General features: G+C 59.9%; 12 protein-coding genes. 7 read left to right on the forward strand and 5 right to left on the reverse strand.

Features of this window, described 5'->3' with window-relative positions; genetic code table 11:
- The first annotated feature begins 837 nt into the window (after window positions 1–837).
- From ACZ41G_RS03595 to ACZ41G_RS03615, 5 genes are all read left to right on the forward strand, one after another.
- Window positions 838–1,065: an RDD family protein gene (locus tag ACZ41G_RS03595; RefSeq protein WP_464146037.1), complete on the forward strand. Its 228-nt coding sequence runs from the start codon at window positions 838–840 to the stop codon at window positions 1,063–1,065.
- 792 nt (window positions 1,066–1,857) lie between these two features.
- Window positions 1,858–2,424, forward strand: a complete 567-nt coding sequence (locus tag ACZ41G_RS03600; RefSeq protein WP_412150660.1) for a cadmium transporter — start codon at window positions 1,858–1,860, stop codon at window positions 2,422–2,424.
- A 143-nt stretch (window positions 2,425–2,567) separates the two neighbouring features.
- A complete protein-coding gene (locus ACZ41G_RS03605) occupies window positions 2,568–4,028 on the forward strand; it encodes an L-serine ammonia-lyase (RefSeq protein ID WP_033505771.1) in 1,461 nt (486 codons plus the stop codon).
- A 145-nt stretch (window positions 4,029–4,173) separates the two neighbouring features.
- Window positions 4,174–4,581 (forward strand): FKBP-type peptidyl-prolyl cis-trans isomerase, encoded by a 408-nt coding sequence (locus tag ACZ41G_RS03610; protein ID WP_015450374.1) that lies wholly within the window; start codon window positions 4,174–4,176, stop codon window positions 4,579–4,581.
- Window positions 4,582–4,688: 107 nt separating this feature from the next.
- Window positions 4,689–5,174: a GreA/GreB family elongation factor gene (locus ACZ41G_RS03615; RefSeq protein WP_029576346.1), complete on the forward strand. Its 486-nt coding sequence runs from the start codon at window positions 4,689–4,691 to the stop codon at window positions 5,172–5,174.
- A gap of 242 nt (window positions 5,175–5,416) precedes the next feature.
- Here the strand turns inward: ACZ41G_RS03615 and trhA are convergent, their stop codons facing one another.
- Window positions 5,417–6,313: a PAQR family membrane homeostasis protein TrhA gene (gene trhA / locus ACZ41G_RS03620; RefSeq protein ID WP_321046096.1), complete on the reverse strand. Its 897-nt coding sequence runs from the start codon at window positions 6,311–6,313 to the stop codon at window positions 5,417–5,419.
- Window positions 6,314–6,416: 103 nt separating this feature from the next.
- On the opposite strand from trhA, the gene ACZ41G_RS03625 reads away from it, so the two are divergent.
- Window positions 6,417–7,910, forward strand: coding sequence for a sensor histidine kinase (locus ACZ41G_RS03625; RefSeq protein WP_464146041.1), 1,494 nt, complete (start codon window positions 6,417–6,419; stop codon window positions 7,908–7,910).
- Between the two features lie 825 nt (window positions 7,911–8,735).
- Here ACZ41G_RS03625 and ACZ41G_RS03630 read toward each other — a convergent pair.
- From ACZ41G_RS03630 to ACZ41G_RS03645, 4 genes are all read right to left on the reverse strand, one after another.
- Window positions 8,736–9,014, reverse strand: a complete 279-nt coding sequence (locus ACZ41G_RS03630) for a WhiB family transcriptional regulator (RefSeq protein WP_015450379.1) — start codon at window positions 9,012–9,014, stop codon at window positions 8,736–8,738.
- A gap of 66 nt (window positions 9,015–9,080) precedes the next feature.
- Window positions 9,081–10,958: an FtsK/SpoIIIE domain-containing protein gene (locus ACZ41G_RS03635; RefSeq protein ID WP_464146043.1), complete on the reverse strand. Its 1,878-nt coding sequence runs from the start codon at window positions 10,956–10,958 to the stop codon at window positions 9,081–9,083.
- A 458-nt stretch (window positions 10,959–11,416) separates the two neighbouring features.
- The gene (locus tag ACZ41G_RS03640; RefSeq protein WP_464146045.1) at window positions 11,417–12,718 is read right to left on the reverse strand and encodes an LCP family protein; all 1,302 of its coding nucleotides are present in this window, start codon (window positions 12,716–12,718) and stop codon (window positions 11,417–11,419) included.
- A gap of 64 nt (window positions 12,719–12,782) precedes the next feature.
- Window positions 12,783–14,183, reverse strand: coding sequence for an LCP family protein (locus ACZ41G_RS03645; RefSeq protein WP_464146047.1), 1,401 nt, complete (start codon window positions 14,181–14,183; stop codon window positions 12,783–12,785).
- 301 nt (window positions 14,184–14,484) lie between these two features.
- On the opposite strand from ACZ41G_RS03645, the gene ACZ41G_RS03650 reads away from it, so the two are divergent.
- Window positions 14,485–14,799, forward strand: coding sequence for a WhiB family transcriptional regulator (locus ACZ41G_RS03650; RefSeq protein ID WP_015450384.1), 315 nt, complete (start codon window positions 14,485–14,487; stop codon window positions 14,797–14,799).
- The last annotated feature ends 11 nt before the right edge of the window (window positions 14,800–14,810 follow it).

Raw genomic sequence — 14,810 nt, forward strand, 5'->3', positions numbered from 1 at the left:
GCCCGTGCGCCGGATCCACTCATCGCCCCCGTTCCGCGCCGGGACCGGACACCAATATCGCGGTATCCCTTGTGACCGATATCGACGAACACGTCCGGCATCGGTATCGCCGCGCCGGCACTGCACGCCCCGACATCGGCGCCCGTCCGGCCACTCCAATGCCGTGCCTCAACCCCGTCGATATCAGACACCCCACTGCGGTGACCAATATCGACGGTCGATGACGTCACCCCGATATTGTCCTATGCACGGACCGGAAAAAACAGCCGGAATCAAAGCGACCCGGGACCTGCCCTCCGTGGTCCGTATGCGTGCCCACAACTGTGGCAAGCCCGCAGTCAATATCGCGGGTCGCCATGTGTCCGTCGATATCGCGCAGACCGGTATGCCCGCCGGACCGGTGGTCGATATCAGTGCCCGGGAGACATCCTGCCGATCGGCAGTCCCCGGGTGCCGAGGGGTCCGCTATCGATATCGGATACATGGCGTCCGGCCTGATATCGATGCCGGCGCGCGCGTGCGCCTCATCTGATATCGGCGCCATCCCGCGTGCATACGTCCCGGCCGATATCGCCGGATGCCGCCACACACTCCGATATCGAATAAGAATCATAGAACATGGATACAATAAAAGCATCGAGTTGCCTTGAAAGGAGACGATGATGTTTGCTTTATGGCTGCGCAGGGCCGCAGCGTATTTTCTTCGCATTGTGCTGCCGACATCGCTGATGTCGCAGCTCATCGGGACGTTGCTGTTCGGTAGGTCTTCGCCAGGGGGGGACCGCAGAGACTTGGATTGACTGTCTCTGTCTATTGTCCTGCGGTATCGTCTCAGCCTTGTCCACGCGTAATGGGCAGTCCTGGGGTCACCGGATCATGCGGCTCCAAGTCGTTGACCAAGACTCAGGAATGCCGATATCGGGTAGCAGGATGGGTTTGAGGGAATTCGCGCATCTTGCTGATATCGTGTCTCTCGGCATCGGATTTTTCTGGCCATTGTGGGATGGTCGTGGACAGACCTTTGCCGATAAAATCGCCAAGACTATGGTCATTGCCAAGATATAGGTGTACTGGGAACCACGCAGGGATGCGTTAAACATGAGCATTACATCCAGGCAAAGGAGCCTGTGATGAATGTTCAACATCAATATAAGAGTGTTCTAGGGACAGCTGCTGCAATCGCTGCCGCAGTAATGGGGGAGAACGGGCATAGTTGTGATGGCGAATCTCATATGGCTGGTGGCGGTAGGCGCGTTGATGCGCTGGTCCCGCCGGTCGGACGGCACGGGTACCGGTTCTTGCCATCATCGCCATGATCCCGGTACAGGCATCCGCCGGCGAGACCGACAATGCACGAGACAGGCGGCCGGTCGCCGCGCGAAGTTGTCCCGAAGTGGGGCAGACCAGCGTGAAAGCGACGATCAGCACGTGGTCTCCTCGGCCGTTTCCGACTCGTCCTCTACCTCATACACATGTGTACGTACGGGATTACGCCGGGCGTTACGGAAATCTCCAGTACGGCAATTACGACACCAAGGTCAACATCACGAAGACCATGATTACCGCCCTTGCAAATGAACACCATAGTGCCACACGCGGCGGCAGATCGCCCCTCATGGCGCAATTCCAGAACGGTTATCGGTGTCTCGCGAGACATGAGCGTCGCAAATCTATCAAGGAACCGGCGTGGGTATGGCGCTCGCTGCCGGCATCTGCAGGCATCCGTCACGTGACCCGCATCGGCCGCGAAACGAGTCGCGGATGCAATCACATTCGAGTTTGCCGCCTGCGACGCTTATAGTGGCGGATAGCCGTTCAAAACACGTACGGTCAATGTGTATGCAGCAAAGGAACATCATGGTCAAGCAGACGAACACTCCAACCCGCGACGGCAACCGCCGAGTCCCAGTCATCTTCGCCCAGGCTGTCATCGTGGCGCTGGCGCTGTGCCTGGGAGAGATACTCTGCGCGCCGCTGTACACCGGCATGTCCTACCATTCGTTGGCGCTCGTACCATGGTCCGCGATCGCCGGGCTGCTGTCGGTCGTGTTCGCCTATACGGTCGGATTCGCGGCGTTGTGGGCGGCAGGCAAAGTCTCGAAGAAAGCGCCGCAGGCGTGGCGTCCGGTGATTGCCGCCCTCTTCGGCCTCGTGCTGTTTGGCGTGTGGGGGTATTTCGTGTTCGCCGCCGTACTGAACTCAATCATCGTCCCGCTCGGCCATGCCGCGTTGGCGGGGGCGCAGCTGGGATCCATCGCATTCAATTGCGCCGCCGTAGGACTGGCGTCATTCTTCTGCGCATCCGCTTTCGGCGAACGCCTCGCCACATTGCGCACCTGGGTGTGGGGCCTGTTCGCCTGCACCATATTGTTCGCAGCGTTCGGCGTGTTTTTCGTCGTACATATGGCCGCGCTACTCTATTGAGCGAATATATGGGTTGAGTCCGCCCAGCAACCCCGCTTGACGGATCGACCTGCCCGTCGACGGACTCCCGTCGGCGGGTGGTGTGCAAAGACGCCGATGCGGATGCCTACCCGCATTGCGATATCGAATTCGGAGGTGACGGCTTGTTCAGCGTGCTTGACATGTTCTCCATCGGAGTGGGCCCAAGTTCATCGCACACGGTCGGCCCTATGAAGGCCGCATGCCGATTCGCCCGTTCGCTGCGTGGTTCGGGAATCCTGCACCAGGTCGCCCGCGTCAGGACGGTCCTGTACGGTTCGCTGTCCTTGACCGGCCTCGGCCACGGAACTGACCGCGCAATCATCGCCGGGCTTGAAGGCAGCATGCCCGATACGGTCGACACCGCGCATCTGCTCCACGCCCGTGAGGAATGCGCTCGCAGCCGGCGTCTTGACCTGCCCGGCGGCAGGCGCATCGTTTTCGATCCAGACAGTGACATCGTCTTCGAAAAGTGGCAGCGTCTCGCCGCGCATCCCAACGGTATGCGATTCCAAGCATTCGACGGGGAAGGCAATCTGCTGGACGAACAGGTGTGGTATTCGATCGGCGGCGGATTCATCGCACAAGGCAGCCCGGAAGACACGCTGATCGGTATTCATGATCGTCCGCCTGAACACACGGCATTCGCCGATGCGGATGAACAAGAGGCCACCAGATTCCCGGACAAGGCCCCATACCATTTCGACACCTGCACCGAGCTGGTGACTTTGTGCCAGCGGGAGCATAAACGGATTTCCGACATTATCTGGGCGAACGAAACCGCCGTACGCCCGGCTGCCGATGTGCGCGCCAGACTGCTTGCCGTCTGGGAAGCTATGGGGCAGTGTGTGCAAGCCGGATGCAGCAGTGACGAGCCGGTGTTGCCCGGCGGTCTTGACGTGCCCCGTCGCGCAGCCGGCATGTACCGACTGCTGATGTCCACAGGCGATGTGCTGCGGCGCAGCCACCATCGCATCGATGTCGTCTTGGAATCCTCGGATGCGGCATGGGTGAACCTCTTCGCGCTCGCTGTCAGCGAAGAAAACGCCGGCGGCGGCAGAGTGGTCACCGCACCGACCAACGGGTCCGCAGGCATCATCCCCGCAGTGTTGGAGTATTACTGGCATTTCGTCGATGGCGCCGACGAGGACGGCGTCGTCCGCTTCCTGCTCACTGCAGGGGCGATTGGGTATCTGTTCAAACGCAACGCGTCGATTTCGGGCGCCGAAGTCGGCTGCCAAGGTGAGGTCGGCTCAGCGTGTTCGATGGCCGCCGCGGGATTATGCGAGGTAATCGGCGGGACCGTCCAGCAGGTAGAGAACGCCGCGGAAATCGGCATTGAACATAATCTCGGCCTGACCTGCGACCCGGTTCGCGGATTGGTACAGATTCCCTGCATTGAGCGCAACGCCGTGGCAGCGAATACGGCAATCAACGCGGTTCGTATCGCCATGCTCGGCAATGGCTCGCATATCGTTACCCTTGACCAGGCGATCCGCACGATGAAGCAGACCGGCGAGGACATGATGGCCAAATACAAGGAAACTGCAAAAGGCGGGCTTGCGGTGAATGTCGTCGAATGCTGACCAGTGAACCTCGTACCGGCGGTCATGCCCTGCGAAGCGTCACGAAGCGTGCTAATCTAAGTGACATTGTTTCAGTGGCATTACGCCGGCTACCTGTGTCAAACGGGGCGGCGGAATGCACAGATACGTCATCAAGGAGGCAAGCATGGTCAGCAACATGCCCGAGGTCAACGCTGAGTTCGGCGCCACACCGGCAATCGCTTTTCCGACGGATAAACCGCCGGTCGGGCTCAAGTCAATCGAAATCGTGGAAGGCGACGGCCCGATGGTCCGCCGTGGCGACACGGTGACGGTCAATTATCACGGTGTGGTCTGGGGCAAGGACACCCCGTTCGACTCGAGTTTTGAGCGCCATCAGCCGGCGAGTTTCGGCATCGGCGTCGGCCAGGTGATTCGCGGATGGGATATGACGGTTCCCGGCCATAATGTCGGTTCCCGTCTCGTGGTGTCGATTCCGCCGTCCTACGGGTATGGCTCGCAGGGTGTTCCGCAGGCGGGCATCGGGGGAGAGGACACCCTCGTGTTCGTCATCGACATCATCTCGACGCGCTGACACGCATCCTTTTCAGGCGCCGGTGGTCGCCGGCGCTTTTTTCATGACATGGCCGCCTCACGCACGTGTTCGCGGGCGGCGCGATCCATCAAGGTCAGGAGGTAACAATGGCCGAGGAAGAGAAGACGATCCTGCTCACGCAGGAAGCATATGACAAGATGAAGCAGGAACTCGAGTACCGCGAGGGCCAGTATCGTGACGAAATCACCGAACGTATCGCCGCGGCGCGCGCGGAAGGCGATTTGTCCGAAAACGGCGGATACCAGGCTGCTCGCGAGGAGCAGGGCAAGAACGAGGGCCGCATCAACGAGCTGACCGTCAAGCTGCGCAATGCGAAGATTCTTCAGGCCCCGAAGGCGGGTACGGTCGGCAATGGCTCAGTGGTGACGCTCGAGCTCGCAGGCAAGGAAATGACGTATGTGCTCGGCTCCCGTGATATCGCGGTGGCTACCGATTACGACGTCATCAGCCCGGAATCGCCGATTGGTGCCGCGATCATGGGCGCCAAAGCCGGTGACACGGTGTCGTACGCGACGCCGACGGGACGTCAGATTTCCGTGACGATCAAGAAGGCGGAGCCGCTGAAGGCTTGAGATTTCGGGCGTGTCGCCCGGCAGGTGTCACGCCCCTTGTTCCGCTGCGTTGAATGCGGATGGAAGTGAATATGGTTGTGGCCCGGCACGTGAGTCGCGTGTCGGGCCACAACCATATCTTGACGTTTCTTGATGCGGTTGATGCGACCATCGTCCGATTCTACGTGCCGTGAGGCATGTCAGGCACGCGTCTGATAAGTCGGAAGCTCACACAGCGGCGTGAAATACGCCGGCCGGCAGCGTCACCGCAGATTACAGATCACCATGTAGATTGCCACCATATGGCAGGCGTACCCTGCGATGGTGCCGAGATGGAAGATCTCGTGGAATCCGAACACTTTCGGCCACGGGTCGGGTTTGCGCAGGGCGTACACAATCGCGCCGAGAATGTAGCACAGCCCGCCGGAGGCAATCAGTACCACGACTGCAGGACCCGCCGCCGGGGAAATCCAGAACAAGCCCATGTAAGCTACCCCGGAGACTCCGAAGATGATGTATACGAGCACATACAGCCAACGTGGCGCGTTAATCCAGATGACATGGATGATCATGACAATCGCCGTGCACACCCACATGCTCACGATGATGAGGTCACGCATACGTGGTTGTAAGGCGAAGGACACCGGGGTGTAGGTGCCGGCGATGAGCAGGAAGATATTGACGTGGTCGATGCGTCTGAGCACGTTGGTCACTTTGGGTGACCAATCGCCCAGATGGTAGACCGCCGAATTCGTGAACAGCGCGAGGGAACAGGTCATGAACACGGCACACGCCCATTTCAGGCCGGTGCCGTGCGCCAGACAGATCAGGACGATCCCGGCGGCCAAGGACAGTGGGGAAGCGAAGGCGTGCAGCCAGCCGCGCATCAGCGGTTTCGGCCTGCCGTGGACGTCCAGGCGCACCTTCTTTGCGATTTGCGGAACGCTGACTCCTTCGAGTTTGGCGGCCTTCGCCTCGGCCTTGGCGAGCTTGTGTTCGGCCTTTGCGTCCGCTTTGCTGCGGATACGGTCCGCCTTCGCCTGCGCCTTGGCGCGGATCGCCTTTGCTTTCGCGTGCATTTCGCGTTGTCTGGCTTGCGCGACCGTATCGCGCTGCTGCGACTGATTCGTTTCGATGGCGGCTTCCTCTGGTGTTGTCATCTGCCTCATATCCTCGGTTACGCTAACGTAACCTACGTTACCGTAAGCGAAGTATTTGTCAATCTGACACCGCCGGGATGCGCATGGTGCGTATTATGGGAGCATGGCAGTATTCACGCAAATCCTCGCGATGCGCCCGGACTTCACCGGCGCCGATCGCGAATGGCTTCACCAGCTCGTCACTGATTGGCAGGTTATCGCCGACCTGAGTTTCGCCGACCTGCTGCTGATATTACCGATGCCGGACGGCCGCTATGTCGTCGCCGACCAGTGCCGTCCATCCACGGTGATGACCTTGCGCAGCGAGGATGTTGTCGGCAAGGAAGTCGACCGTGAACTTGACGGCGAGCTGGACGCCGCGATGCGCGCGACGTCGATTTTCCGCTCGACCGTGATGCGCAGCATCGGCAAATCGACGGTGTGCAATGTGTACGCTCCGGTCCGCTACGAGGGCAAGACCTTGGGCCTGGTTGTGCGCGAGACCAATATGGCGACGCGTGAATCCAACGGCCGTTATGAGTCCGAAAGCATCAACGCCGGCAAACAGCTGTACGAGATGATTCCGCGCGGGCAGTTCCCGTATCATGACCCGGTGATGAACCAGCGGCACAACGCTCGTGTCGCCGACGGGTTCATCATTCTTACCGTCGACGGCATCGTGCGATACGCTTCGCCCAACGCGGTGAGCTGCTTCCGTCGTCTCGGCTCGCTGACCACCATGCAGGGCCAGTATCTGAGCGAGGTCGGTACACAGCTGCTGCATACGAACGACACATTCCCTGAAAGCCTGCCGTTGGTTTTGAGCGGCAAGGCGGCGGTCGATTCCGAGCTTGAAGCCAATCGTTCCGCGGTGTCCATGCGGTCGCTGCCGCTGTACGACGCCAACGGCCGGACGGGCGCCATCGTGCTGTGCCGTGATGTCACCGAGCTGCGCCGTCGGGACGTTGAACTGCAGACCAAAGACGCGACGATCTCCGAAATCCATCACAGGGTGAAGAACAATCTGCAATCCATCTCTGCGTTGCTCAGGTTGCAGGCGCGCAAGACCCAATCGCAGGAGGTCAAGAAGGAACTTGCGGAGGCGCAGCGCCGTGTGCAGACCATCGCCATGGTCCACGAAGGCCTCAGCCAGACAGCGGACGAGATGGTCGACTTCGATAAGGTGATTTCGAAGCTGTTGAAGATGAGCATCGATCTGGCCACCATGAGCGACCAACGTATCGACATTGATTTCGACGGTTCGTTCGGGCTTATGCCCGCGCAGGATGCGACCCCGCTGTCCCTGGTGCTGACCGAACTGGTCACCAACGCGGTGGAGCACGGGTTCGAGGGCCGCCAGCAAGGTCATATCCTGATTCGCGCGAAGCGAACAGGCACGCATCTTGATATCGCGGTTGAAGATGACGGTTCTGGCATTGAAGCCGAGGAGGAACACGGGATGGCGAAATCCTCAGGGTCCGGGCTCGGCACGCAGATCATCAATACCTTTGTTACCAACGACTTCGCCGGCAGCGTCCACTGGGAGCCGGGCGAGCAGGGTGGCACCAAGGTCATTGTGAGCATCAATCTCAGGGCGGCCCAAGCCGAGCAGAATTAGTCTTGTGCCGTGTTGGTGTTTCGGCTACCTGACGTTCAGGTGTTTTGGCCTTAGACGCTGGCACTCTGACGCTCTGAGGCCGGGATTGCGGTACCAAAGCCCAGTCCGGGAGATTGCCGCACAGCCAGCTGGATTGGCAATTCCCGTGGATGTGTGGGAGTTTTTTCGACGCTTGGTTCTTTCGGTGTAATCTGCCGGTTTCGCCGGGAGTTTGCCGAATCCAGGGTTTCGGACGGTAACCTCCCGGATTGGGTTTTAAGGCTGAATCGCAGAACCGCGGAATTTCGCCATTGCTGTTCGGGAGATCATGTCGGAACATGCGTCACGTTGAAGAACTTCCGGATTGGCCTGGGAGATTATCTCCGGATGACCGATTCCGCCGTAATCTCCCGTGGAGTGCGGGATTCTGCCGGCGTGGGGTTCTGTCGTCTCTGGGACTGCGCCAGTGCGAGACCACCGCGGATCGAATCCAGCCTCGGCCGTTTGGCTGCCCGTGGCCCATGCGGGAGTCGACACCGATAAGGTGCCGATCCGCGATGCCGACAATCGTGCATCTCGCCTGACTGTAGTACCTCGCGGGCCATATCTGCTCTATGTGTGTGCGGTGATACTCGATATCGCAAGTACGATCCGCAGCATGTCAACGACGCTGCTGCGTGTATCAGGAGTCAGCGCACACACATAGGTGAGATAGGCTCCACGAGATACTACAGATACCGCAGATATTGCAGATTTTGCCGATACCATACCGCAGAATCGTAGTGGGGCCGGCCATCCGAATCGATGACCGGCCCCACTACGAATAAGACGGGCTGCCCGCGGCAATCAGATCTGCATCTGCATGTTTTGCGAACGACGTGCGCGCATTGCGCGGCGCTTCAACGCGCGACGCTCATCCTCGCTCAAACCGCCCCACACACCGTAATCCTGGTTGGTGTCAAGCGCGCATTTGAGGCACGCGTCGATTACCTTGCAGGTACGGCAGACGGCTTTCGCCTCCTCAATCTGCTGATAGGCCGCACCGGTGTTGCCGACGGGGAAGAACAGTTCCGGATCCTTGTCGCGGCATGCGGCCTTTGCCCGCCAATCATAAGCACTGCTCATTGCTTGTTGCCTTCCTTCATGTCTTAATCAAGTCCACTACCAGATAATCACGAAATCGAGGACTTTTCAAGAGGTTTGGCCCAGAGAAATGTCATCGTCGTGTGGAGATTGATAACGCAAACATTCTACTTGATAGCGCAAGCATTGTACAGGTCTCGCACTCGGCCCGTCAAGTACCACCGCGCGACCGGCGCTGGTGAAATCACGCTGCTGCATGCAGGCGAGCACGGGGGCAGGAATGCCCAGCCCGAGATCATGCACGCGATCGCCGGTAGGGAAGACCACGCGTGTCGGCGCATCCTGCGGAACCCTGATATGGCGCAGGGACCCCGCGGCGAAGGCGACGGTGACATCGGGTGATTGCAGCGCCCGTCGGAATCGGTCGGCATATGGGTCGGTGGACAGCGGGTCGGCGAGTTCGTCGGCGTCGTCGACAACGATGAGTTCGCGTGCCGGCCCCCGAGACGGCTTCAACGCGGCGAATCGCTGTTCACGCCGCGCACCGTCGGCGCCGACCGCCCACCAGATGACGTGGATGCCAATCATCCGCGACTGCTCGCACAGCACATCGAGCAGACTGCTCTTCCCACTCCGAGGCCTGCCGATAATCGCGATATTGCCCAACGACACGTCAATGGATGCCGGGTGCCAGACGACCCCGTCGTCCTTGATACCGATGATCACCCGGTCGGGGCGCTCGGTTCGCATACTTCCGTTGCCATGGTCGGCAACCGTCAGATTGTCCGGCATGCGGTCAAGGTGTTCCGGCAGCGGAGGCGTGAACAGCATGGGCGTGGGCGTCGGCGACAGAAACAGTCCTGCGGCTGCGATATGACGAATCAGACGTCGGGAATCTACAGGGGTTGTGCACCTCAATGATTGCAACGCTTCGCCATCGTACAGATAGGCCCCTCCCGGGCACGACGGGCTGATGGCCTGTGCGACCGGGGAATCGAGCAGCTCGCGCGATTGCATGGCGTCGTTGACGCGCAGACACAGATGCAGCCGCATATTGGCTTTCATTTCGGCGCTGACCTGGCCGAGCGGGTTTTGCGTGCAGGCGATCAGATGCATACCCAGCGACCTGCCCAGTGAGGTCACACGGGTCAGCCGTTCCAGATAATCGGGCAGCAACGAACGTATCGCGTGGAACTCGTCGATGACAATGACCAGTGCGGGTGGTGGATCGTCGAGCTCGGCGAGGCTGGAACAACCCTGTGAGGCGACAAGCTGTTCGCGCCGCCATAGCTCACGCTCCAACGCGAGCAACGCCCTGGCCGCGTGAGCCAGATCGAGGTCGCAGACATTGCCCACACAATGCGGTAGGTCGGCAAGCCCTTGGAATGTGGCACCGCCTTTGAAATCCATGAACACGAAGTTCACTCGGCTGGGCGGATTCCTCGCTGCAAGCGCGAGACACCAGACCAGCAAGGCCACGGATTTGCCGGAACCGGTGGTGCCGGCGACTAGCGCATGCGGACCCTGTCTGGCGATGTCAAGTGTGAAGACTCCGGTTCCGCATGTGCCGATTGGCACGTCGAGATGCGGTGAATCACGCCTGTGTTGGGCATGATTTTGGGCGGCCGGGCCATGCGATTGTCGGCCGCGTGACCCGGGACTGGATGAATCCAACCCTTGCGCCCATGTGCGCACGATGGTACGCCACAACATCGGGTCATGGCCGAGCCCCAGCAGCGTTTCCAACGGTTCGGGCGTATCAAGTTCGGAGGGCGGGGGAGCGCCGTTTCCTGTCGGGAATTCGGGCGAAGACCGGGCAGTCACGCAAGCATCGTCGGAGGCATGCGCCTGCGTGTCGATATCGCCGTGTTCGTCCGCATCGCGTCCGGCAATCGCCAATATGGCGGAGGCAAGACAACCTATCAACCCCGGGATCGCCATAGGAATGAACATCCAGCGTCCTTCCAGCCCCATGATGATCGCCATCGTGCATTGCGTGGCGGCCGGCGCCAGGGCGCTGCATGCGATGAGGATCCGGCGATGGTGCTGCACAGATGCACGACGGTGAGCCTGCCGTCGCCGATTGCCCCGTAGCGCAAGTCGGTGTCGCTGACGCGGCCGAGCTGATTGTTGCGGAACATGCGTTGATGATCGAGAACCTAAAGTCATATCGATAGTATGAAGGTGCAATCGGCGTGTCGTCTAGACGCCCGGAGAAATGTGGATGAAAGATGACGCGGACACGAGCCAATGCGATAACGCTGTTCACCGGCGCTCTTCAATTGGACGATAGTACTCGATGGTGCGCGAGTTGCCCGAATGCTCGAGTTCGCGTGTGTGCCCGAGTGCGCGAGTGGCCCAGCAAGGGGAGAGGACTTCACACGTTCCTGTGCGATGCCTTATGCGTCACAGAGAACGCCGACGATACGCGGCACGAACCCCCGTCAGGAGGCCTCGGCGAGCGTCCCGACACTGCCCGAAGCGTGAGTTCCGGCCGCTAGTTCGCTGAACAGTTGCAGATTCTTGTCATCGTCAAGCAGCACGCACGATCCGACGCCGGCCACATAATATCCCTGATCGGTCCAGTAGACACTGCCTGATATGCCCTTGGAACTCGTGGCGCTACGGAACGCCATCACCATGGCCAGCAGGGTAGTCGGCGTCGTCTTGTCATCCACGCTTACCGAAGCCAAGGCTGTTTTCGCAACCTTCGACGTGGTCGAGAAACTGGTCAGCGTGCTTCGTGATGTTGCTTTTTTCATAATCGCGGCGATGACTTGGCGCTGCCGTGCGGCACGGCCGAAATCGCCCTGGGGATCGGAGTAGCGCATACGTGAGAACGCCAGCGCGGTCCCACCGTCTGCGACATGGCATCCTGCTTGCCATACGAGCCCGGAATTCGCGTCGTTGACTGTGCTGTCATAGCACAGTTCCACACCATCCAAGGCATTGACCACGTCCTGCACGCCACCGAATTTCACCATGGCGACATGGTCGATTTTCTGTCCGGTGATGTTTTCGACTGCGCCAACCAGACTCTTCTTGCCGTATAGCTCGTATACGGCGTTGATTTTCATGGACTTGTCATCGACCTTCACGAGCGAATCGCGGGGGATGGAGATCAGCGAGCTCGGCCCGCTTTTCGGTTTGGTCAGTACGAGAATCGTATCGGTGCGGGTTCCGGGGACATCTCCAGAGGATTCGTTGATTGAGCCGTCGCGCTCGTCGGAGCCGAGAATAAGCCACGACGTCGCCTGTCCACTGGACATATCACTCAGCCATGCGGATTTGCTGAGATTGCTGTTGACCCAGTTATAGGCCGCGATTCCTGCGACGATGACTGCGACCAACAGCACGACAATGAACCTGGAGAACACACGGCCTGCACTGATGTGACGACGGGGTCGTGTCGGGCCGGAAGAGCCTCGTGAACTGGAAGGACGCCGGATATCGTTGGCGCTGGGTTCCATCACATGCTCGTTGTTCGTGGCGTTGCGGGACGATCCGCCGGATACGCGTGCGGATTGTCGAACGGACTGTGCGGTGCCTGCTCGTGGTGCGGAAGATGCCGCACGCGAACCAGAGGTACGTCCTTGTGCCGGAGAGAAACTTGGAGGTACGACCTGTCCTGTAGCCGGCTGCGCCGGGGCGGACGGGGTGCGGACTCGGTGTTTCGGGGTCCCCGCAGGCAAGAAGCTCGGCGGTTGGCTGCCGCCAGCCTCCCACTGCGATGATCCTTGTGACATACGACCTCCTGTGCGAATACGGTGTTACTTTTACTCAGCGCGGACGTATTATCACGGATTTCCGTCATTCCTGCGCATTAACCGCACATACTGTCGCATTGAGGTACCGGTCGGCGATGCCTAGATACTGTCCTGTCGTAGGATCGGTGATGGTGCCGTTCTTCTTGTTGACGATGCCGCCGGTGTTCGGGTCGATCAGTGTGCCGTCGGCGCGGGTGATCAGGCCGGTCTTCGGGTCGACGGTCTCAGTCGGCGTTGCGGATGCGGATGCAGAGTCGGAGGAGCTTGGGGTGTCCGAGCTGCTGGGGGAGGGGGATGAATCGGAAGAAGTCTTGGACGTGGTGTCGTCGGCTTGAGTCAGCGGCACCTCCTTGCGCAGCTTCTCCCACACGTCGTCAGCGTTCGAAGCCCAGGCGACGCGGTTAATGTCCTTGGACCACGAGGTCACCGGAATCGTCTGCATATACAGATGGGTCGGCTCGAGATTCTTCAGGCTCATCGCCAAGCCCACCAACGTGGACGCATGGGCAAGACCGGAACTGATATTGAGCGACTTGAGCGCGGTTTTGGCCAGTTGATACAGCTGCGAACTCTGCGTGAACAGGTTCTTGGAAAGTGCTTCCTTGATGATTTCCTTGACCAGGTACTGCTGGCGTGTCGTACGCATGATATCCGAGCCGTCGGTGCCGGTCCCATGGCGCATGCGGGCGTATTCGGTCGCCGTCGCGCCATCGAGATGCTGCATACCGGGCTGAAGATTGATACCGGTGGTCGCATCTTTCGTGGCGACGGGGATGCATAGGTCGACGCCGCCGAGCGCATCGACCATGTCCCGCATGCCGGCGAAGTCCACGACCACGAAGTTTTTAATGTCCAGTCCGGTCAGCGAATTGACCGCGGCCATGGTGCAGCTGCCGGCGGAGGCCAAGTCGCCGCCTTTCGCATACGCGTTGGCGAAAATCGAGTTGAACATCACGTCATAGCGAGCCGCAATCGTGCCCTTGCTGGTCTGGCAGCTGGGGGCGTTTACGATGGAATCGCGCGGGATAGACACCAGGTTGATGTATGAGCGGTCGGCGCTGATCTGCAACACCATTGCGGTGTCCGACTGATGGTTCTCCGCCTCGCCCGGACCGCCCAACGCCTTGTTTTCTTCGCCGCTGCGCGTATCCTGCCCGAGCAGCAGGATATTGATGGTCTGGCCGGCGTTGGGATCGACGACGGTATTCTGCGTGGACCCTGACTTCTGCGGGATGATGCTGATGGTGTTGTCGTCAATGACATGGTTGATGTCGTACCACGTCATTGCGGCGGCGCTGCCGACGAATACCAAGGCCGCCGCGACGACGCTGACGACCACGGAACGAGCCTGGTGCCGGGTGCGGTACCCGAGGCTGTGGCGGGGCTTGGGCTGATTCCAACCATTGAGATTGGGAAGCTTGGGGTTGCTGCGATGGGATGTCACGCTTGGAACCTTCCTATGAGCCGTCAGCCTTGGCCGAACTTGGATGATTTGTTCTTCTAGACCAAGTCATTGTAGACCATCAGGGTGATGAAACGTTTCATATTCACACTATTCCCCCGACATTGCACCCCGAACGGCTCTTCGATCAGCCGTGACGCCGGGTTGCGGGCCCCGTCTAGACGACGCGGAATGCCCTCGCCATGCCCACGAAATGGCAGCAAGGGTGCATAAAAGCTTGAAGCATCGGCGGTTCTGTGTATATGCTGGAAGGCAGTGATACGCGATATACCAAGGAGGAGATATGTGGGGTGAGTCACGGGATCACGACGGTAATGGTGCCGCCGGTTCACGCTCGCTGCATGGGACCTGGGGGATTTTTGACGAAGACGACGGGCTGTCGTGGCGCAACAGGGCTTTATGCTCGCAAACCGACCCCGAGGTGTTCTTTCCTGAAAAAGGCGGTTCGACACGCGACGCTAAACAGGTATGCGAATTGTGCGAAGTACGTGAACAGTGTCTCGACTGGGCTGTCGACCATGATGAACGATTCGGCATCTGGGGAGGAATGAGCGAGCGGGAGCGTCGCCGCTACAAGAAGGAACGTCGTCGGGCGTGACGCTCTCACCC

Source organism: Bifidobacterium porcinum (assembly GCF_055378475.1).